The following is a 20,717-nucleotide window of genomic DNA, read 5'->3' on the forward strand; positions in this document are numbered from 1 at the left end:
CTCTATTGTTTACATTTTCACCCTTTTTATAAAAAATTACAAAAGAGAATAAAAAGAGACCTTTATTGCACGTTAATTATGCAATAAAAGTCTCACTATTTCATTACGATACGGATGAAATTCATCGTATTGACGACATCGTAAACGTTTAGTAACGCTAGTTACTCCCTTTTATCTATAAAATACTATAGTCAACTTTTTTGGTTCTGTCAACTGTAATTTTTAATTCTTTTACAATTTGATACAACAAAAGCATCATAACCTGCGTCGCCGCAAGCGACCACCAAATTCCGATAATCCCGAACACAGCCGGCAATAAAAATAGAAATATCGGTGCCACAATCAATGTCTCCCCATAGATCAACGCCATAGCCGGCTTTACTTTCAATGTTGCATTTAAATAAGATATATGAAATTTTGCAAGTCCGGTAAACAAAAACGACACCGCACTAATTCTCATTCCCACATGAAAAAACTGCTCTGACTGCTTTGACATTCCAAAAATAGCCGGAAAGAAATCCGATACTGACACGACAACTGCAAGCATAACTACTCCTAAAACAATGACACTTGCTGACGCTACTCTTTTAATATACGCAAGTTCCTCTCGTTTTCCTGCGCCACAGTAAAAGCTCATAAGCGGCTGAGAACCATCTCCCACACCTACCAGCATCGACTGCACCGGAAATACAATATAAGAAATCACTGCATAACACGCAACCGCTGCATCACCACCGTATTTCAGGCACTGCAGATTTGTAAAAATCAGCACAATCGACGGTGCCAGAGACAGTCCAAATGCAGACACCCCAATCTGAAAAATTTTCACACTTCTTTTCCAGTTCCAAACCAACTGTACCTTTGTTTTTCCTTTGATATAAATTAAGTAAATGCAAATAAAAATCACGGATATCTGCGCTGCAATCGTGCCAAGAGCAGCTCCCCGAATTCCCAGTCCCACTTTAAAAATGAATACATAATTCAATGCAAGATTTACGAACATCCCTGTGACCATACTCACCATAGCGCTGACTGCCATCCCTCTGTTTCGAAGCAACGGTATCATTCCTGAACCGATGATCTGAAAAACACATCCTAAAATAATAATCTGCACATAGGCCTCAGCCTGCATCAGTACCTCTCCTCTTGCACCAAGAAGCTGTAATAAGATCGGATACGTCAAAAACAATATTACACTTAATAAAATTCCGACTCCCACAAGCAGACACACCGTCAGATGATACGTTTTTTCACTTTCTTGTTTCTCATCTTTTCCAGCTAAATTCGAAAACAAAACACTGCCGCCACTTCCAATCCCTATCCCTGTTGCAGTAATCACTGCAACAAGCGGCCATGCAAGGTTAACTGCTGCAAGTCCGGTATCTCCCGCTGCCCGTCCTACAAATAATCCGTCCATTACGGAATAAAGTCCTGACAGCATCAGTGAAAACACCGTCGGGAGACAATCCCTGATAAGATTTTTCTGAATTACTTTCTTTTCCATAGTCACTCCTTATCGCACAAAAAGGGCAAGGATTTCCACCTTGCCCTAAAACTTCATTCTCACTAGTTTGTGATTGTTTTTTCTGTTTCTTTATCGAATACGTGAATTTTTTCTGCATCTAATGCAAATTTCACTGTATCGCCTGTTCTTGCTGTTGTTCTTGGGTTTACTCTTGCTGTCATACTTGTTCCTTCGTAATCGAAGTATAAGTAAACTTCAGCACCAAGCATCTCGTATACACGGATTGTAGCTTCGATTACTGTATTTGGTGAAGCTTCAATAAACATCTGCTCATCATGTACATCTTCCGGACGAATACCAAGTACAACTGTCTTTCCATCATATCCTCCTTCAATGAGTTTTTTCGCTTTTGCTGGTGGAAGTTCAATTGCAGAAGGTCCTGCTTGAAGATAAACTTTATCTCCTTTTACCTTACATACTGCATCTACGAAGTTCATCTGTGGTGATCCAATGAATCCTGCTACGAATAAGTTACATGGTGTATCGTATAATACCTGTGGTGTATCTACCTGTTGAACAATACCGCCACTCATAACTACGATTCTTGTTCCAAGTGTCATAGCCTCTGTCTGGTCATGTGTAACGTAGATGATCGTTGTACCTAATCTCTGGTGTAATTTAGAAATCTCGATACGCATCTGTCCTCTTAATTTTGCATCCAGGTTTGATAAAGGCTCATCCATAAGAAATACTTTTGGATTACGAACGATAGCACGTCCCATAGCAACACGCTGTCTTTGTCCACCTGATAATGCTTTTGGTTTACGATCTAATAATGCTTCCAAGTCAAGAATCTTAGCTGCTTCACGAACCATCTTGTCAATCTCATCTTTTGGCACTTTTCTTAATTTCAAACCAAATGCCATGTTGTCATATACTGTCATATGTGGGTATAACGCATAGTTCTGGAATACCATCGCAATATCTCTGTCTTTTGGCTCTACGTCATTTACTAACTTATCTCCAATTCTTAATTCTCCAGAAGAAATATCTTCCAATCCTGCAATCATACGAAGTGTTGTAGATTTACCACATCCTGATGGTCCTACAAAGATGATAAATTCTTTATCTTCAATTTCAAGGTTGAAATCTTTTACTGCTTCAAATCCATTTGGATAAACTTTATTAATATGTTTCAATGATAAACTTGCCATTTCAATCTTCCTCCTAAAAGCTTTCGTTTTCTAACTCTTTCTAAAGTATATAAAAAAAGCCAATTAGGGTCTATGCCAAAGTTGAACAAATTTTTTTCAGTTGTCTCGTCAAGTCGACGAATCTTACGAAATAAGCATCTGATACACATCCCGTTTCCCGATTCCCCGATCTTTTGCCACTTTTTTCATTGCCTCTTTCTTATCCATACCTTGATCCAAATAGAAGTCCATATGCTCCTCTATACTCATCTCTTCCCACTTTGCAACTTCTTCCTGACGAAGTTCCTCGCGGCTTTTTCCTTCAATGACAAGCACACACTCACCCTTTGGCTCATTTGCCTCATAATATGCAAGTGCTTCCTCAATTGTTGTTGCAAATGCAGTCTCGTGCTTTTTGGTCAATTCCCGGCACACCGTAATTCTTCGGTTTCCAAGTCTCTCCAACAGTTCCCGCAGTGTACGAACAAGTCTATGCGGCGCCTCATACAAAATCATTGTCCGTGTCTCATTTACAAGTTCGTTCAATACAGACTGCTTTTCTTTTTTATCTGTCGGCAGAAATGCCTCAAACGCAAATCTTCTTGTCGAAAGTCCCGACAACGTCAATGCCGTAATACATGCTGCTGCTCCAGGCAGAGATGTGACTTCAATCCCTTCCTCATAGCACATCTTCACAAGCTCTTCCCCCGGATCTGATACCCCCGGTGTTCCTGCATCCGTCACAAGTGCAATCTGCATCCCATCTTTCAGCTTCTCAATGAGCTTTTTACCTTTTTCTATCTTATTATATTCGTGATAACTTGTCATCGGAGTCTTAATTCCAAAATGATTCAAAAGCTTTATGCTATTTCTCGTATCCTCCGCTGCGATCAAATCCACCTCACCCAATGTACGCACAACACGATATGTCATATCTTCGAGATTTCCAATCGGTGTCGCACACAAATACAGCTTTCCTGACATATTTGTGCCTCCTTCTTATTTCATCGCATACTCCGAAAGCAATTCTTCTGAATATACGCCCTGCTCTTTATAGACAATCAATGGCGGCTCCACGCGCATACGTGAATTCGCCCCACGCATTCCTTCAATCAGCACCATATTCGGTTCCTTATGTACAAATGGATGTACCATTCTCATACGTTTTGGCTCAATTCCTACCTGTATCATCTTTGACAGGATTTCCGCCAATCGAAACGGTCTGTGCACCATATAAAATCGACCTCTCGGCTTTAAAATTCTTGCGCTTTCCCGCAAAATATCATTCAAATCACAAAGCACCTCATGCCTTGCAATTGCCTTTGCATCCGACGGATTCTCAATACCGTGATGTCCAATCATATATGGCGGATTTGTTGTTATGACGTCAAAAGAGGCTGGTCCGAATAATTCGGCTGCCTCTTTGATATCTCCCGTCACAATGTCAACTTTCTCTTCCAAATGATTATGGGCTACGCTTCTTCTTGCCATGTCAGCACTTTCTTCCTGTATCTCCAGTCCGGTAAAATGCATCCCTTCGGTCTTTGCCGTAAGTAAAATGGGAATGATCCCTGTTCCTGTTCCAAGATCCAGCGCACATTCTTTCTGTTTTACACGGGCAAAATTGGCAAGTAATACGGCATCCATTCCAAAACAGAATTTCCCCGGATGCTGTATGATCTCATACCCGTTAATCTGTAAGTCATCCAGACGTTCGTCTGATTTCAGATTAGTTATCATCTAATTTTGACGCTCCTTCATTCTTCTCCAATGCTGCAAGTTCCTTCATCTCTTCTTTGGAAAGTCTCACATCATTTTTTCTCTTTCGCGGTCTGAATTTCAGCTCATCCACTTTGTACTCGCGAATCTCTTTCTCATCATTTTCTAACGTCACAACTACTTTTACAAGCTGGCGAAGCACACTGACACTCTGTACTTCTCCTTTCAAGCCCTCATTCGTTGTAACTGTGTCCCCGATTGCCGGAAGACGGCTGTTCAATTCTTCATACGTCTCTTCCTCATTGGTCAGACAACACATCAGCCTTCCACACACACCGGAAATTTTCGTCGGATTCAAAGAAAGGTTCTGTTCTTTTGCCATCTTGATTGATACCGGTGCAAACTCTGATAAATATGTGTGACAACAAAGCGGACGTCCGCAAATTCCGATTCCGCCCCGAATCTTTGTCTCATCACGCACACCAATCTGACGCAGCTCAATTCTTGTACGAAATACTGCTGCCAAATCTTTTACAAGCTCACGAAAATCAATTCTTCCGTCTGCAGTAAAATAAAACAGCACTTTATTATTGTCAAATGTATATTCGGCATTGATCAGCTTCATATCCAGATTGTGTTTTCTTATTTTTTCCAGACAAATTTCAAATGCCTCTTTTTCTTTCTCTCGGTTCTTTTCTTCCGCTCTTTTGTCTTCCTCTGTGGCAATTCGAATTACCGATTTTAGCGGCTGCATGACCTCTTCGTCCTTCACTTCTTTCGGTCCTGTCACAACAGTTCCAAACTCTATGCCTCTTGCTGTCTCCACAATTACTTTATCACCCTGTCTGATGTGAAATTTACCTGGTGCAAAATAATAAATCTTTCCTGCCGGACGAAATCTTACTCCGATTACTCTTGTCATATTCTAGTTCTCCTTTATCGTAAGCAACAATAATTCCATTACCAGATCAAAGTTTACATTCGCTTTCAGGCGTGTTTTCGCCTTTTCGATACTGTCCAGAATAATCTCAATTCCCTCATAAGAACTTTTGCTTGCCTTCTCCTTGATGTAAGTCAATTGGTCACCAAATACAACTTTTCCTGCTTCTTTTGTTGCCTTATAAAGCAGAACATCCCGGTACCAGACAGTAAGCAGATCCAGATAATCTGTCACTTCTAATTTATATTTATTAATCTCTTTTATCGCACTGACAATCTCGTTCAGTTCCATCTCATCAATATATTTTAACAACTGAACTGCTTCTTCTTTAATCTCATTAAAGTGTTCTGACGTTGCCAGCATAATGGCACGCCCCATGTTTCCCTGTGCAAATGCGGCACAGATATCTGCCTGATAATCCGGAATATGCAGTTGCTCCATCAAATACTTTTTAATCAAAGTATCCTTAATATTCCTCAATTTCAACATGACACATCTTGAACGAATTGTCGGCAGCAAACTGTCTGCATTCTCTGTCAGCAGAAAAATAATGGCATATTCCGGTGGCTCTTCAATCGTTTTTAGCAGTGCATTCTGCGCCTGCACAGTCAACAGATCCGCTTCCGGAATAATGTATATCTTATAGCGGTTGCTGTATGGCTTGATCATAATGTCACCATTGAGCTGCTCTCGTATATCATCTACACTGATTGACCCCGGCTTTTCATGCTGTATCGTAATGATATCCGGCTGATTCCCGCTATCTGCCTGCCTGCAGGAACGACACTCACCACAAGGTTCTGACTGGCTGTTCTCACATTGCAGAGTCATTGCAAATAATTTTGCAAGCATCTTTTTTCCAGAGCCTTTTGCGCCATTTAAGATATATGCATGAGATACTTTATCCTGCTCTACGGCATTTTGTATATATTGAATTATGTCTTTGTGTCCTACAACATCTTTAAATCCGCTCATATTATTACCTTTCTATTACGCACTTTCTTATACAGTTTCACTCGACGTGCAACCTTGCCATCGCTTTGCTTACGTGAACATTATATCATAATTCTTGGTGAATACATAGCATAATTTCTTGGATGCAGTTTTCCATATTGTCATTAAAATAATGGTGAGTTATCCCCATTCTTTGTAAGTTTTCCTCAGAGAAATCCTCTGCATCTGCAAGGAATCTCCTGCACAGTTCTTCGTATTTTGGCTCTTTCTGTTTTCTTTCTCGTTCTACCGCCCTTAACAATCGCACTCCATCGTCAACATCAATGTATATAGGTACCAATGAGTCCGTCCCCATATATGCGAGCATCTTTGCATATGACTCTAAAGTCCCGATTGCAATGTAATTCTCATCTCCGTCAAACTGTCCGTCATCCACCGTAAAATATTTCCACACTCCGTGTACCGTATTGTATGCGCGAAGCTCGATTACTTTTCCTTGTGCTTCGAGCTCAGCCAATCTTTTTTCATCGACAAAATAATATTCCACACCCTCCTGCTCACCTTCCCGAATCGGACGTGTTGTATAGATTACAATTGTCTTAAGATTTGGCATCCTCTCTTTGATCTGTTTAAAAATTGTATCTTTCCCGGAGGCACTTTTCCCCATAAAATAAAAAATCTTACTCATTTATCCACACCTTTATCTGTTTATCCACTTCCAGACCTTCAATCGAAAATCCTAACTGCTCATACATTTCCAAATATGCAATCACATCCTCCGTAATCTGCTCTCCCGGCACAATAATCGGGATTCCGGGTGGATACAAATACGCATATTCCATCGAAATTTTTCCGATACTCTCTTTCCATCCACAAAGTTTTCCGCACTTTTTATGCAGTACGTCAGAACTTTTTGCACAAAGTCTCGTTCTCGGAAGTTCTCTCCACACTCGTTGTTTGTTCATGGCAGACAAGGAGCAATCAATTTCTAACAATGCCTGTGTAAATCTTTCCAATCCTTCTTTCGTGTCTCCTACTGCCGTCATTCCAAGCACATAGTCTCCCGAGGTCATCTCCATCTGCAAATGATACTTCCTACGCAATATTTTTTCAAGGTCTCTGCTTGAAATATTTGTATTTCTCACTGAAATCACAAATTTAGAGCAGTCATAATGTGAAGTCTCGACAAGCCTCAAACAAGAAAGTTTTCCCAACTCTTCCCGCATTTTTTGCAAGTTATCCACATAAGCCGAAAAGATATCCTCACCTTTTTTTTCAATCAATTCCATACATTCATCTATGCTTGCCATCAATACATACGACGGACTGCTGGATTGTAACATGTGTAGATACATCCTCACTTTTTCTCTATTTACAAACGTTCCATTGATATGAAGCAATGCGGTCTGTGTGAGCGATGGAAGTGTCTTGTGCACACTATGTATGACAATGTCTGCACCATTTTCATTCGCATTTTTCGGAAAATACGGATCAAATCCAAAATGTGCTCCATGTGCCTCATCCACAATCAACGGAATCTCATGTGCATGTGCCACTTCTGCAATCTTTTTCACATCAGATACCACACCGTCATATGTCGGTGATACAATCATAACTGCCTTGATATTTGGATTTTTTTCCAATAACAACGCAATCTCATCTGCTTTTACTTCCCCGTTTAATCCTGTTTTCTCATCGTATTCCGGATAGACATACACCGGTTCCAGCTCATTTAAATAAATGGCATGATACACAGATTTGTGGCAATTACGGGCTACAAGAATCTGGTCTCCTTTGTCAGTCACTCCCATAATCGCACTCAGAATTCCAACCGTACTTCCATTTACAAGAAAATGTGTCTCATCTGCACCATATAATCTCGCTGCACGTTCCTGCGCCTCCCGAATGATCCCGTCTGCGTGGTGGAGATCATCAAACCCATCTATTTCGGTAATATCAATTTTATAAGGCAGATCATTCTCCATCATTTTTTCATTTCTTTTGTGCCCCGGCATATGCATTCCATAGAAATCACTCTCACTATATTCGTTCAGATAATTGTAAATTGTCTTCATGTTCAGCTCCCTACTAAAATGAGCCACATCACAGGATGCAGCTCATTTCTTTATTTATGCTTTTCATATTTATCATAATATTTTCAATCGTTTGATTCTTGAAATACTATAACACAAATTCAAACAAAATGAAATACAGATATTTTATAATTGCTACTATTTTCTTCTTTTTATTCCGGTTACAAACACGCCTCCAATTACTAAAGAGAAAACTGTGAAAAGCAATGGCGTCTTAATATTCGATTTATCACTGGTTTTAACACTACTTTGACTCTTTATATCAGCATTTGGTGTTGTTGAAACATGGTTGTTGCTTCCCTCCGATTTATTTGTGTCTTGTGAATTTAAATCTGCAGCACTTTTTGTTTCTACTATAATCTCCCTTGTAACCTGTGCTTTATTTCCTGCTGCATCAGTTACTTCATAGACAAGCTCATATGTGCCCGCTACGCTGGTATTCACTTTTCCTGTTACGATAATCTTATGAGTGATATCACCATCTACATTATCTTTCGCAGTAACACCTCCCATTTCATCGAAAGTATCGCCTTCTTTTAAAACTGTTTTTTCCGGAACCGTTAGCACTGGCTTTTCTGTATCTGTTTGCACATTTACATAATAAACATTCGTTCTGGACAAACCTCCGTTTTCATCTGTAACTTCAGCATACCAGCCATTGATACCCTCTTGTGCATCTTTCCACTCATAGGATGCTGTTGTTCCACTTTCAACATGGTTTACACTTCCTATAACATCTTCCTTATACACATTTACTTTAAAATCATCTGTCTCCAATGTTTTCACTTTTGGAACAATTCCAAGTTCAGAAAATGGCACTTCAAAGCTTTCTGCATCATTTAAATTAGCATTTTCTACAGAAAACTCATTTCCGGGATTTGGTGTTTCTGATGGTTTTGCATCGTAATCTCCATAATTGCTAAAATCTGATCCACCGTAAGAAGGGGTAAATGTTCTTACAATCATACGCTGTCCCTCTACATCAAAATGCATCAGTCTTATATATCCGGCTCCTCCTTCCATAAGTCCCTGATAATCAAACAGCATATTGTACACTTTTCTTGTACTTCCATCTGCATTTGTAAATGTATCAATTCTTGTCTTCGCATTATGATAATGTCCGGAAAGAACCATGCAGACATTTTCATTTTTCGAGACAACTTCATCGTAGATTCGCTGTGGTTCCTCGCCAAGTCCACCGCTTGCTAGCAAATATTCATGGAAATTCAATATCGCTTTCCTTTCCGGATATTGTGCCAACACATCGTTCATCCACTGTATTTCTTCATCTCCGATACCCCAGCCCATGTAAAGCATAATAAAGTCAATTCCGTCTACAGAAATCAAATCATAATGACCACGGTTATTTTTGTAACTTCCACCGTACCATGGATTTGATAAATAACGATTTTCTCCAAAGTACTGTGTATAGTTTGAATAATCTCCATTTAAGTGTCCCACATCGTGATTTCCCGCAAGAACTCCATACGGGAATTTAGCCACATCTAATTTTTTATAAGCCGCGTCTGCCTGTTCCCATTCTTGTATATTCGGCTCATCATCAATGATGTCTCCATCATGGAACAAATACTGAATGTTCATTCTCTGTCTGTTGCCAAGCAGCCAATTATGAATATTCATCTGATGCTGATATTGTCCGTCATTAGACTGATCAGTATTTCCATCATAATCTTCATTATAATACTGTGTATCACTCTCTACCGCAAAGGTAAAATCATAGTCTTCGCGTGGAGTATCGTTTTGATTATGTGTTTCCACATTATCCGGAGTTTCGTTCATTGCATAAGAAGCTATCTCTGGAATATCACCATTTTGTGGTGGTGTGTATCCTTCTCCATTTTGCACAATCACTCTGACTTTTCCGTCTACAATATGATTCTTCAAGACAACTTCTCCTGCCAGTGTCATCTTATCACCTTCTGTTGTCTGCTTTGCATCTACCTTCTCCCATTCTTCTGATTCTGTGTTATACACATACATAAATGTCTTGGTATTATTTGATTCTCCTGACCATTGAGCTGTAATGACTGTGTTTTCATTTGCCTCTTCATCAAGCTGTATTTGGAAACTGTCGTAAGGAAATCCATTTCCTGTATTTTCCTCAAATGCCTTTTCAATGCTTCCACTCTCTGCACTTACACCACTGTCCTGTACAATATTGGTATCTCCCAGCTCATATTTTTCACCTTTCTTGAAGGTAACAGTCATTTCATCCCCTGCTTCGTCTTTTGGTGTCACAGAAAGAACCGGTGCCCTATTTACAGTCATTCCATTTTCCGGTGATACATTTTCCTCAAGACTTGCAGATTCTTCCGGTGTAGTAAAATGAATTTCCTTTTGTGCACTGTTTCCCACCTGATCTCTTGCTGTAATTTGAATCGTATGTTCACCTGCCACCATTTCCAATGCACGGAAATCATACGGAACAGAAATTGTTTTACCGTCAAGTGTTACTACTGTTGAAACGCTCTCGCTAATTGCATCCTTACTTGTAACCTCTATTGTTCCATTGTGATATTGCTTTCCCTCCTCAATATTGCTTGTAATCTCCGGTGCGGTATTGTCTACTGTTACCGATACCTGCTCATCTCCATTGGATACGGTATGCTCTCCATCCGTGGTTTCTGTTGTATCCCAAAGATAGCGCATAGCTTCAAAGTCACTATCCTCTAGTTGGAAATTTGCATATAGAATTTCATATTTTGAAGCACCGTCTCCCATTGAGATATTGGATTCCTGTGACGGAATATTAACATTTACTTTTGGAACTTGATCCAAATTGTCATGCTCCACTTCACCTAAACCTTTCTTGGCTTCATAAGAGACTGGTGTCAGTGTTTTTCCATTCGGCAAAATCATACGAATATTGCGAAGCGTAAAGTCATCGTTATTTTCAATATTATGCTCTAATACGTTTGCTTTATTTCCCGCATGGAATTCCACAGTAATTGTTTTCTTCTCTGCGTCAAACTTGTCCGCATTTATATCGTATACATAAGTTGCAACATTACTATACGTTCCCTCATTGAATACTCCTACCACATCTCCGTCTACTGCCACTGCGTTTTTGAAGAATACATCCGTGTCTGTAGCTTCAAAAGCAATTTTTCCGCTGCCGCTAATAGATTTCTGAGCCTTACTTGAATAGTCAGTTCCATCTATAAGCAGCTGCGAACCATTTGCTATAATCTGCTGTTTGTCTGTAATGACATCACCGTTCTTCAGGTTTAACCCTTGAGACATTTCACTGTCTGTATTATTAACGGTCTTTTCTTCCGTTGTAATGACAGAATATCCATCGCTCACTTCAAAATAATACGAAAAACTCTTTTTATTTAAAAGATCAACATTACTCAATATCCTTTCAAAGCGATTTTCCCCCGCACTTCTTCGTGTCAAATTATAACTCTTATAATCTGACTGATTACTGTCTTTCATATATAATGTGACTGTTTTAACTGTAGACTCTTCAGAAATAGCTTCCACTGAAAATGCCAAAGAATCTGTTTCATTATTAAATGTCGTTTCTGTATAATCTGTTACTGCCGGTTGTTTCACCGGTGCTGTTATCGATGCCTGGTACATCGCTTTTTCTTTATCTGTAATTGTGCCAGGAGTAGGTGTTTCCTCGTCAGAAGTCATTGCTGTTGTAAAGACATCATTTACATACTGATTCTGGAAAGTAATAGATTTATCTGCTGTTGTATTATCTGCATTATTATCATTATACACCACATTATCTACCATATCGCCTACATTAGTCGTAAGGCACAAGCCTCTTTTTCCACTATTTGCCATTCCTCCAACAGAGATGTCAATCAATTGATCCTCTGTTAAACTGACACCAAATTTACTATTAAAATCCGAAAGTGTCAGACCATCGTTGGAACCATTTTTAATCCAAAATATAAGAGTTTCACCTGGTTCGAGAATTTTATCTTCTGCAGTTTCCCACCATACAGTCTGCACTCCCGTATCCGGATATGTATATGACAAACGATAGTCTTTCAAATTAATACTTTTGTTTGCATTGTTACAGATTTCCACAAATTCATATGCATCGGCTCCCTCTACATTAGAACTGTCAGGAAGAATTTCTGTAATTGTCAATGTCGGAGCTTTCACACTTGATGGTGCTAACTGTTTTGCTGCTTTAGTTTCTATACTTCCCCCTTGAACTGCCAGCAGTCCGATAATTCCCAAAACTGCCAGTTGTCTGCTTCTTTTCTTCATTTTTGTCTCCTCATACTTTTTTAACTATATTTTTATCTGATATATAAAAAATACTCCTTAACTCTTTGTTTTTCTATCTTGTTTCTGTAAACACTTTTTTAAATAATTGTAAAAAAGGAGACTACTAAAAAATAAAACCCTGACTTTTACCACAACAAAAATCAGAGTTTTATTTTAACATATTTTATTTATCTTTAATCTCACTGTGAAGTTCTTGCAATGATTTCACTTCACCGCAGCCCGGTTTCTTCAATGATTGAATACCACTTACAGTTGCTTTCGCTGCTGCCATTGTTGTCATATACGGCACTTTTTTCTTAATTGCAGCTTTACGTAAATAACTATCATCTACATTTCTGTCTTTTCCAATCGGAGTATTAACGATTAAATCAATCTTTCCGTTTGTGATCAGGTCAAGGATATTTGGTCTTCCTTCCTGCAGTTTATTCACAATCTCTACTTCGATTCCGGCATCCTGAATCAATTTTCCTGTATGCTTAGATGCAAGAATCTTGAATCCTGTATCCGCGAAGTCTCTCGCCAGATCAACTACTTCATCTTTATCTTTGTCATTTACCGTAATCAACACAGTTCCTTCCAACGGAAGTTTTGTCTGTGTTGCTTCCTGTGCTTTAAAGAATGCTTCTCCGTAAAATCTTGAGAGTCCAAGTACTTCACCTGTTGAACGCATCTCAGGTCCAAGTACAGGGTCTACTTCCTGGAACATATTAAATGGAAATACAGCTTCTTTTACTCCATAGTAAGGAATATCCTGTTCTTTCAATTCCGGTACCGGAGATTTTCTTCCTGTCAATTCACTTGTCACAATATCAATTGCAAGAGGCACCATTCTGACATTACATACTTTTGATACAAGCGGCACAGTTCTAGATGCTCTTGGGTTCGCCTCAAGAACATATACTTTTCCGTTTTCAATTGCATACTGCATGTTCATAAGACCTTTTACATGCATTTCTTCTGCAATTCTTCTTGTATATTCTTTAATTGTTTTTACGTTTTCCTCAGAAATATATTTTGACGGAATGATACAAGCAGAGTCCCCTGAATGAACTCCCGCGAGCTCAATGTGTTCCATTACAGCCGGCACAAATGCATGTGTTCCGTCGCTGATTGCATCCGCCTCACACTCTGTTGCGTGTCCTAAGAAACGGTCGATCAAAATCGGACGATCCGGTGTCACACCAACTGCAGCATTCATGTATCCAACCATGCTTTCTGCATCGTATACAACTTCCATTCCACGTCCACCAAGTACGTATGACGGACGAACCATAACCGGATAACCAATCTTCTCAGCAATTTCCAATGCTTCCTCTACATTAACAGCCATTCCTGATTCCGGCATCGGAATATCTAATTTTTCCATCATTTCACGGAATAAATCTCTATCCTCTGCAAGATCAATTACAGAAGGAGCTGTTCCAAGAATCTTCACACCGTTTTTCTCAAGATCAGCAGCAAGATTCAATGGAGTCTGTCCACCAAATTGCGCGATTACTCCAACCGGTTTTTCTTTCTTATAAATACTAAGTACATCTTCCAATGTAAGTGGTTCAAAATACAACTTGTCAGATGTATCGTAATCTGTAGAAACTGTTTCTGGATTACAGTTTACAATAATTGTTTCAAATCCAAGTTTTCTAAGTGCAAGAGAAGCGTGTACACAGCAGTAATCGAACTCAATACCTTGTCCGATTCTGTTTGGTCCACCGCCAAGAATCATAATCTTCGGTTTTTCTTCACTTACCGGATTCTTATCTTCTGCATTGTATGTTGAATAGTAGTAAGCATTGTCTTTCGTAGCACTTACATGTACGCCTTCCCAAGCTTCCTCTACACCAATCTCGATTCTCTTTTCTCTGATATCGGCTTCATCTACTTCCAAAATCTGGCTCAAATATTTATCTGAAAAACCGTCTTTTTTCGCTGCAGTTAAAGCTTCATCGGAAGGAAGATTTCCTTTATAAGCTAAAAGAGCTTCTTCTTCTTCCACAAGTTCTTTCATTTGTTCAATGAACCAGTGTTTTACTTTTGTCAATTCATGAATTTCATCCACAGTTGCACCTTTGCGAAGTGCCTCATACATAATAAAATGACGTTCGCTAGTCGGTGTAATCAACATTTTCAACAATTCTTCTTTTGATTTTGTATCAAAATCTTTTGCATGTCCAAGTCCATAGCGACCTGTCTCAAGGCTTCGGATTGCTTTCTGGAATGCTTCCTTATATGTCTTACCAATACTCATAACTTCACCTACGGCGCGCATCTGAGTACCAAGTTTGTCCTCTACACCTTTGAATTTTTCAAATGCCCAACGAGCAAATTTGATTACAACGTAATCTCCATCCGGAACATACTTATCCAATGTTCCATATTTTCCACATGGAATATCTTTCAATGTAAGCCCTGTTGCCAGCATTGCTGATACCAAAGCAATCGGGAAACCTGTCGCTTTAGAAGCAAGTGCCGACGAACGCGATGTTCTTGGGTTAATTTCGATAATGATATCTCTGTCTGTTTTTGGATCATGCGCCCACTGTACATTACATCCACCGATTACCTTAACAGAATCTACAACTTTATGAGATTTTTCCTGCAAACGTTTCTGTACTTCTTCTGAGATTGTAAGCATAGGAGCTGAACAGAATGAGTCACCTGTATGGACACCAAGCGGGTCAATATTTTCAATGAAACATACTGTAATCATATTACCTTCAGAGTCACGAACCACCTCAAGCTCTAACTCTTCCCAACCTAAAATAGATTCTTCAACAAGTACCTGGCCTACCAGACTCGCCTGAAGACCTCTTGCACATACAGTCTTTAATTCTTCTACATTATATACAAGACCGCCTCCTGCTCCACCCATTGTGTACGCCGGACGAAGTACTACCGGATAACCTAATTTATCTGCGATTGCAAGCGCCTCATCTACCGAATATGCAACCTCACTTCTTGCCATCTCAATTCCAAGACTGTCCATAGTCTTTTTAAATTCAATACGGTCTTCACCACGCTCAATCGCATCTACCTGAACACCGATTACTTCTACATTATATTTTTCAAGAACTCCCGCCTCAGCTAATTCCGAGCATAAATTAAGACCCGATTGTCCTCCAAGGTTTGGTAGTAATGCATCTGGTCTTTCTTTTGCGATAATCTGCTCAAGTCTTTCAACATTGAGAGGTTCAATATAAGTAACATCAGCTGTCTCCGGATCTGTCATAATAGTAGCCGGATTCGAGTTCACGAGTACGATTTCATAACCTAAATTTCTAAGAGCTTTACATGCCTGTGTACCCGAATAATCAAATTCACACGCCTGCCCAATAATAATAGGACCTGAACCAATAATAAGTACTTTCTTAATGTCTTCTCTCTTTGACATATCTATTCTCCTCCTATTCCGTAATCTCATAAATTTTTATCACCAAATATTATACATGTTGGTGATAGCGATGTCAATTACTAATTAAACTCCCTTCCTTCGTTGCCTTAACAGGCAAGAATTTTATATTTTTGTTATTTTTTCTACAAACCTGTTCAAATCTATGATATACTAAACGCTGGAATTTATTACAAAAGAATATAGGGGGAATTATGAAACACTTAAACGCATTAAAAAAGGCAATTGTTGCAGGAGTTTTAATCGGGATTGGATGTACCGTATATCTCAATATGGATAATTCGATCGCCGCTTCTTTTCTGTTTGGATTAGGTCTCTTCACGATCATCAATCTAGAATTGAACCTATTTACCGGAAAGATTGGCTATCTCGGAAAAAACAACTACATTGAAATTCTCATTACTCTGATCGGCAATGCAATTGGCGTAAATATCATGGCATTCCTTATCAAACAGACCCGTCTTAATGATCGGTTAGTGGAAAAAGCCATACCAATTGTGGATAACAAACTCTCAGATACCTACATAAGTTTATTTCTTCTTGCGGTTTTCTGCGGAATGCTAATGTTCATTGCAGTTGCAACATTTAAAAAACAGCCAAATATCCTTGGAACACTCGCGGTTTTTCTATGTGTATCTGTTTTTATTCTAGCCGGATTTGAACACTGTATTGCAAATATGTTTTATCTTGGACTTGTTAGTACTCCAACAAAATACTTCTTACCTTTGATTGTCATGATCTTAGGAAACAGTACAGGTGGAATTCTTCTTTGTAAATTAACAAAAGATGGACAATAAAAAAAGAGATAGCTTATCTCTTTTTTTATTGCATAGAACGCAATTTTTTATATAAAAAAACATCTAAGAAATCTCTTAAATGTTAAAATAAATGAAGCATCGGGGATTCGAACCCCGGACAACTTGATTAAAAGTCAAGTGCTCTACCGACTGAGCTAATGCTCCACAACTATTAACTTGTACTACCTTTCAGTAGCAATGCCCAGAGCCGGAATCGAACCAGCGACACGAGGATTTTCAGTCCTCTGCTCTACCGACTGAGCTATCTGGGCAGAAAAAATTGCGGGGGCAGGATTTGAACCTACGACCTTCGGGTTATGAGCCCGACGAGCTTCCAGACTGCTCCACCCCGCGTCAATATCTAATTAATTATATGCATATATTTATAAAATATACATTATCTTTCGGAATTTATATTCCTAATGGATGGAGAAGGATTCGAACCTTCGAAGGCGGTGCCAACAGATTTACAGTCTGCCCCCTTTGGCCACTCGGGAATCCATCCAAAAAGCCGATGATCGGACTCGAACCGATAACCTGCTGATTACAAATCAGCTGCTCTGCCAATTGAGCCACATCGGCGAAGTTTATTACTACTTCAATAATAAATGGGACCAATAGGGCTCGAACCTATGACCCTCTGCTTGTAAGGCAGATGCTCTCCCAGCTGAGCTATGATCCCATGAGATATTAAATTCTATGTATCAAATGATACAAACGACCCGGAAGGGACTCGAACCCTCGACCTCCGCCGTGACAGGGCGGCGCTCTAACCAACTGAGCCACCGGGCCAAATATTATGTACCTTCAAAATCACATACAATCCACTTTGATAAGCTTTCTCTTCATCCTTCTTGTTCCTATCACCTTTTGGTTATGCCCTCGACCGATTAGTAACAGTCAGCTGCATACATTACTGCACTTCCACCTCTGTCCTATCTACCTTGTCGTCTTCAAGGGGTCTTACTAACTTGACGTTATGGGATATCTCATCTTGAGGGGGGCTTCACGCTTAGATGCCTTCAGCGTTTATCCCTTCCCGGCTTGGCTACTCTGCCATGCTCTTGGTAGAACAACAGATTCACCAGCGGCCAGTCCAACCCGGTCCTCTCGTACTAAGGTCAGCTCCTCTCAAATATCCTACGCCCACGCCGGATAGGGACCGAACTGTCTCACGACGTTCTGAACCCAGCTCGCGTACCGCTTTAATGGGCGAACAGCCCAACCCTTGGGACCTACTCCAGCCCCAGGATGCGATGAGCCGACATCGAGGTGCCAAACCACTCCGTCGATGTGAACTCTTGGGAGTGATAAGCCTGTTATCCCCAGGGTAGCTTTTATCCGTTGAGCGATGGCAATCCCACTTTATACCACCGGATCACTAAGTCCTACTTTCGTACCTGCTCCACCCGTCGGTGTCGCAGTCAAGCTCCCTTCTGCCTTTGCACTCTTCGAATGGTTTCCAACCATTCTGAGGGAACCTTTGAGCGCCTCCGATACCCTTTCGGAGGCGACCGCCCCAGTCAAACTCCCCACCTGACATTGTCCCCCAGCCGGTTCACGGCTGCTGGTTAGAAATCCAATACTGCAAGGGTGGTATCCCAACAGCGACTCTGCGGCAACTGGCGTCACCGCTTCCTAGTCTCCCACCTATCCTGTACATGCAATATCGAATCCCAGTATCAAGCTGGAGTAAAGCTCCATGGGGTCTTTCCGTCCTGGCGCAGGTAACCAGCATCTTCACTGGTATTTCAATTTCACCGGGTGCATTGTCGAGACAGTGCCCAAATCATTACGCCTTTCGTGCGGGTCGGAACTTACCCGACAAGGAATTTCGCTACCTTAGGACCGTTATAGTTACGGCCGCCGTTTACTGGGGCTTAAGTTCAAAGCTTCGCATTACTGCTAACCTCTCCCCTTAACCTTCCAGCACCGGGCAGGCGTCAGCCCATATACTTCACCTTTCGGTTTTGCATAGACCTGTGTTTTTGCTAAACAGTTGCTTGGGCCAATTCTCTGCGGCCAGCTCTCACTGGCACTCCTTCTCCCGAAGTTACGGAGTCATTTTGCCGAGTTCCTTAACAATGCTTCTCCCGTCGGCCTTAGGATTCTCTCCTCATCCACCTGTGTCGGTTTACGGTACGGGTACGATATGAACAATAGCGGCTTTTCTTGACGCATGGCTCACGGACTTCCTTACTTATATTTCAGTACGCATCACATCTTCAGATTGACTGGCGGATTTGCCAACCAGTCTCCTACCTTGCTTGCACCGGTCTTTCCATTCCCGGCTTCCGCTTTCCACACGTGTCCCCACAGTTCTGTCATATCATAGTACAGGAATTTCAACCTGTTATCCATCGACTACGTCTTTCGACCTCGCCTTAGGCCCCGACTTACCCAGAGCAGATCAGCTTTACTCTGGAAACCTTAGATATTCGGCCGGAAGGATTCTCACCTTCCTCTCGCTACTCATTCCGGCATTCTCTCTTCTTAAAAATCCACTGCTCCTTCCGGTACAGCTTCTTCTCTTTAAGAATGCTCCTCTACCAATCATCTTGCGATGATTCCACGGCTTCGGTAGTGTGTTTCAGCCCCGGACATTTTCGGCGCAGGACCTCTCGACCAGTGAGCTATTACGCACTCTTTTAATGTATGGCTGCTTCTAAGCCAACATCCTGGTTGTCTTCGAAATCCCACATCCTTTTCCACTTAACACACATTTTGGGACCTTAGCCGGTGGTCTGGGCTCTTTCCCTTTCGACTATCCAACTTATCTCGTATAGTCTGACTCCCATACATCATCTACGCGGCATTCGGAGTTTGATATTCTTCGGTAAGCTTTGACGCCCCCTAGGAAATTCAGTGCTCTACCTCCGCAAGACTCGTATGAGGCTAGCCCTAAAGCTATTTCGAGGAGAACCAGCTATCTCCGGGTTCGATTGGAATTTCTCCCCTACCCACACCTCATCGCCACCCTTTTCAACGGATGTGCGTTCGGTCCTCCATTGCCTTTTACGGCAACTTCAACCTGGACATGGGTAGATCACCCGGTTTCGGGTCTGCTCCGACTGACTATATTCGCCCTATTCAGACTTGGTTTCCCTTCGGCTCCGGACCTTCAGTCCTTAACCTCGCCAGCCAGCGCAACTCGCCGGACCGTTCTACAAAAAGTACGCGGTTGAGCATGTAAAGCTCTTCCACAGCTTGTAAACATATGGTTTCAGGTTCTCTTTCACTCCCCTCCCGGGGTCCTTTTCACCTTTCCTTCACAGTACTATGCGCTATCGGTCACTAAGGAGTATTTAGCCTTACGGGGTGGTCCCCGCTCATTCCCACAAGGTTTCTCGTGTCTCGTGGTACTCTGGATACTGCCATGCTCACTCGTCTTTCATGTACGGGGCTTTCACCCTCTCTGGCAGGCTTTCCCAAAACCTTTCCATTAGACTCGCTCGTCAATTTTGCAGTCCGAACCCCGACCTGCACGCAGGTCGGTTTGGGCTCTTCCGCTTTCGCTCGCCGCTACTCACAGAATCGATGTTTCTTTCTCTTCCTCCGGCTACTTAGATGTTTCAGTTCACCGGGTTCCCTTCTTAACGTTATGGATTCGCGTTAAGATGACGGAGGGTTGCTCCGCCGGGTTTCCCCATTCAGATATCTCCGGATCGTAGGATATTTGCTCCTCCCCGAAGCTTTTCGCAGCTTATCACGTCTTTCATCGGCTCTTAGTGCCAAGGCATCCACCATACGCTCTTTCTAGCATAACCAACTGCTTCCATCCACGGGAATGGATGTCTGCTACACACACCTAGCGTGATGTGCGTTGGTAATAGGTCATTTTTTTAATTCGTTGTGTTCGAATGAGTTAATTATTA

At 41.1% G+C, this 20,717-nt stretch carries 11 protein-coding genes, 7 tRNA genes and 1 rRNA gene; 1 reads left to right on the top strand and 18 read right to left on the bottom strand.

What is annotated here, in order from left to right; translation table 11 throughout:
* Nucleotides 1-175 precede the first annotated feature (175 nt).
* The 10 genes from BQ5364_RS17080 to carB all read right to left on the bottom strand — a co-directional run bounded on the left by BQ5364_RS17080 (nucleotide 176) and on the right by carB (nucleotide 16,027).
* Nucleotides 176-1,504, bottom strand: a complete 1,329-nt coding sequence (locus BQ5364_RS17080) for an MATE family efflux transporter (RefSeq protein WP_004614421.1) — start codon at nucleotides 1,502-1,504, stop codon at nucleotides 176-178.
* Nucleotides 1,505-1,566: 62 nt separating this feature from the next.
* The gene (locus tag BQ5364_RS17085) at nucleotides 1,567-2,679 is read right to left on the bottom strand and encodes an ABC transporter ATP-binding protein (RefSeq protein WP_004614422.1); all 1,113 of its coding nucleotides are present in this window, start codon (nucleotides 2,677-2,679) and stop codon (nucleotides 1,567-1,569) included.
* 123 nt (nucleotides 2,680-2,802) lie between these two features.
* Nucleotides 2,803-3,642 carry a 16S rRNA (cytidine(1402)-2'-O)-methyltransferase gene (rsmI, locus tag BQ5364_RS17090; protein ID WP_004614423.1) on the bottom strand — a complete coding sequence of 280 codons (840 nt, stop codon included), beginning with the start codon at nucleotides 3,640-3,642 and terminating at the stop codon, nucleotides 2,803-2,805.
* Between the two features lie 15 nt (nucleotides 3,643-3,657).
* Nucleotides 3,658-4,398, bottom strand: coding sequence for a tRNA1(Val) (adenine(37)-N6)-methyltransferase (locus BQ5364_RS17095; RefSeq protein ID WP_004614424.1), 741 nt, complete (start codon nucleotides 4,396-4,398; stop codon nucleotides 3,658-3,660).
* Nucleotides 4,388-5,299: a PSP1 domain-containing protein gene (locus tag BQ5364_RS17100; protein WP_004614425.1), complete on the bottom strand. Its 912-nt coding sequence runs from the start codon at nucleotides 5,297-5,299 to the stop codon at nucleotides 4,388-4,390. The genes BQ5364_RS17095 and BQ5364_RS17100 overlap by 11 nt, the downstream gene beginning before the upstream one ends.
* A 3-nt stretch (nucleotides 5,300-5,302) precedes the next feature.
* Nucleotides 5,303-6,292: a DNA polymerase III subunit delta' gene (holB, locus tag BQ5364_RS17105; RefSeq protein ID WP_022249890.1), complete on the bottom strand. Its 990-nt coding sequence runs from the start codon at nucleotides 6,290-6,292 to the stop codon at nucleotides 5,303-5,305.
* Nucleotides 6,293-6,377: 85 nt separating this feature from the next.
* Nucleotides 6,378-6,959, bottom strand: a complete 582-nt coding sequence (locus tag BQ5364_RS17110; RefSeq protein WP_004614427.1) for a nucleoside/nucleotide kinase family protein — start codon at nucleotides 6,957-6,959, stop codon at nucleotides 6,378-6,380.
* Entirely contained in the window at nucleotides 6,952-8,346 is a 1,395-nt protein-coding gene (locus tag BQ5364_RS17115) for an aminotransferase class I/II-fold pyridoxal phosphate-dependent enzyme (protein WP_004614428.1), read from the bottom strand. Before BQ5364_RS17115 ends, BQ5364_RS17110 begins: the two co-directional genes overlap by 8 nt.
* A gap of 156 nt (nucleotides 8,347-8,502) precedes the next feature.
* Complete coding sequence (locus BQ5364_RS17120) at nucleotides 8,503-12,618, bottom strand: immunoglobulin-like domain-containing protein (RefSeq protein ID WP_071144691.1); 4,116 nt, start codon at nucleotides 12,616-12,618, stop codon at nucleotides 8,503-8,505.
* 184 nt (nucleotides 12,619-12,802) lie between these two features.
* Entirely contained in the window at nucleotides 12,803-16,027 is a 3,225-nt protein-coding gene (gene carB / locus BQ5364_RS17125) for a carbamoyl-phosphate synthase large subunit (protein ID WP_004614430.1), read from the bottom strand.
* A 212-nt stretch (nucleotides 16,028-16,239) separates the two neighbouring features.
* Between carB and BQ5364_RS17130 the strand changes: the two genes are divergently transcribed.
* Nucleotides 16,240-16,842 carry a formate/nitrite transporter family protein gene (locus BQ5364_RS17130; protein WP_022249892.1) on the top strand — a complete coding sequence of 201 codons (603 nt, stop codon included), beginning with the start codon at nucleotides 16,240-16,242 and terminating at the stop codon, nucleotides 16,840-16,842.
* Nucleotides 16,843-16,934: 92 nt separating this feature from the next.
* Here BQ5364_RS17130 and BQ5364_RS17135 read toward each other — a convergent pair.
* From BQ5364_RS17135 to BQ5364_RS17170, 8 genes are all read right to left on the bottom strand, one after another.
* A tRNA-Lys gene (locus BQ5364_RS17135) sits at nucleotides 16,935-17,007 on the bottom strand.
* A gap of 34 nt (nucleotides 17,008-17,041) precedes the next feature.
* Nucleotides 17,042-17,114: transfer RNA gene (locus BQ5364_RS17140), tRNA-Phe, on the bottom strand.
* 8 nt (nucleotides 17,115-17,122) lie between these two features.
* Nucleotides 17,123-17,196, bottom strand: a tRNA-Met gene (locus BQ5364_RS17145).
* Between the two features lie 69 nt (nucleotides 17,197-17,265).
* Nucleotides 17,266-17,347 (bottom strand) — tRNA-Tyr (locus BQ5364_RS17150).
* 4 nt (nucleotides 17,348-17,351) lie between these two features.
* Nucleotides 17,352-17,424: transfer RNA gene (locus tag BQ5364_RS17155), tRNA-Thr, on the bottom strand.
* A gap of 27 nt (nucleotides 17,425-17,451) precedes the next feature.
* Nucleotides 17,452-17,524 (bottom strand) — tRNA-Val (locus BQ5364_RS17160).
* A gap of 36 nt (nucleotides 17,525-17,560) precedes the next feature.
* A tRNA-Asp gene (locus BQ5364_RS17165) sits at nucleotides 17,561-17,634 on the bottom strand.
* Nucleotides 17,635-17,712: 78 nt separating this feature from the next.
* Nucleotides 17,713-20,609: ribosomal RNA gene (locus tag BQ5364_RS17170) — 23S ribosomal RNA — on the bottom strand.
* Between the last annotated feature and the right edge of the window lie 108 nt (nucleotides 20,610-20,717).

The sequence above is a fragment of the Coprococcus phoceensis genome (assembly GCF_900104635.1).
Classification (GTDB): domain Bacteria; phylum Bacillota; class Clostridia; order Lachnospirales; family Lachnospiraceae; genus Faecalimonas; species Faecalimonas phoceensis.

Bases quoted from the DNA above. Each gene is read 5' to 3' on its own strand.
- rsmI (WP_004614423.1), bottom strand. From the start codon at position 3,642: ATGTCAGGAAAGCTGTATTTGTGTGCGACACCGATTGGAAATCTCGAA.
- BQ5364_RS17095 (WP_004614424.1), bottom strand. From the start codon at position 4,398: ATGATAACTAATCTGAAATCAGACGAACGTCTGGATGACTTACAGATT.
- BQ5364_RS17120 (WP_071144691.1), bottom strand. From the start codon at position 12,618: ATGAAGAAAAGAAGCAGACAACTGGCAGTTTTGGGAATTATCGGACTG.
- BQ5364_RS17100 (WP_004614425.1), bottom strand. From the start codon at position 5,299: ATGACAAGAGTAATCGGAGTAAGATTTCGTCCGGCAGGAAAGATTTAT.
- BQ5364_RS17115 (WP_004614428.1), bottom strand. From the start codon at position 8,346: ATGAAGACAATTTACAATTATCTGAACGAATATAGTGAGAGTGATTTC.
- BQ5364_RS17130 (WP_022249892.1), top strand. From the start codon at position 16,240: ATGAAACACTTAAACGCATTAAAAAAGGCAATTGTTGCAGGAGTTTTA.
- BQ5364_RS17110 (WP_004614427.1), bottom strand. From the start codon at position 6,959: ATGAGTAAGATTTTTTATTTTATGGGGAAAAGTGCCTCCGGGAAAGAT.
- BQ5364_RS17085 (WP_004614422.1), bottom strand. From the start codon at position 2,679: ATGGCAAGTTTATCATTGAAACATATTAATAAAGTTTATCCAAATGGA.
- BQ5364_RS17080 (WP_004614421.1), bottom strand. From the start codon at position 1,504: ATGGAAAAGAAAGTAATTCAGAAAAATCTTATCAGGGATTGTCTCCCG.
- carB (WP_004614430.1), bottom strand. From the start codon at position 16,027: ATGTCAAAGAGAGAAGACATTAAGAAAGTACTTATTATTGGTTCAGGT.
- holB (WP_022249890.1), bottom strand. From the start codon at position 6,292: ATGAGCGGATTTAAAGATGTTGTAGGACACAAAGACATAATTCAATAT.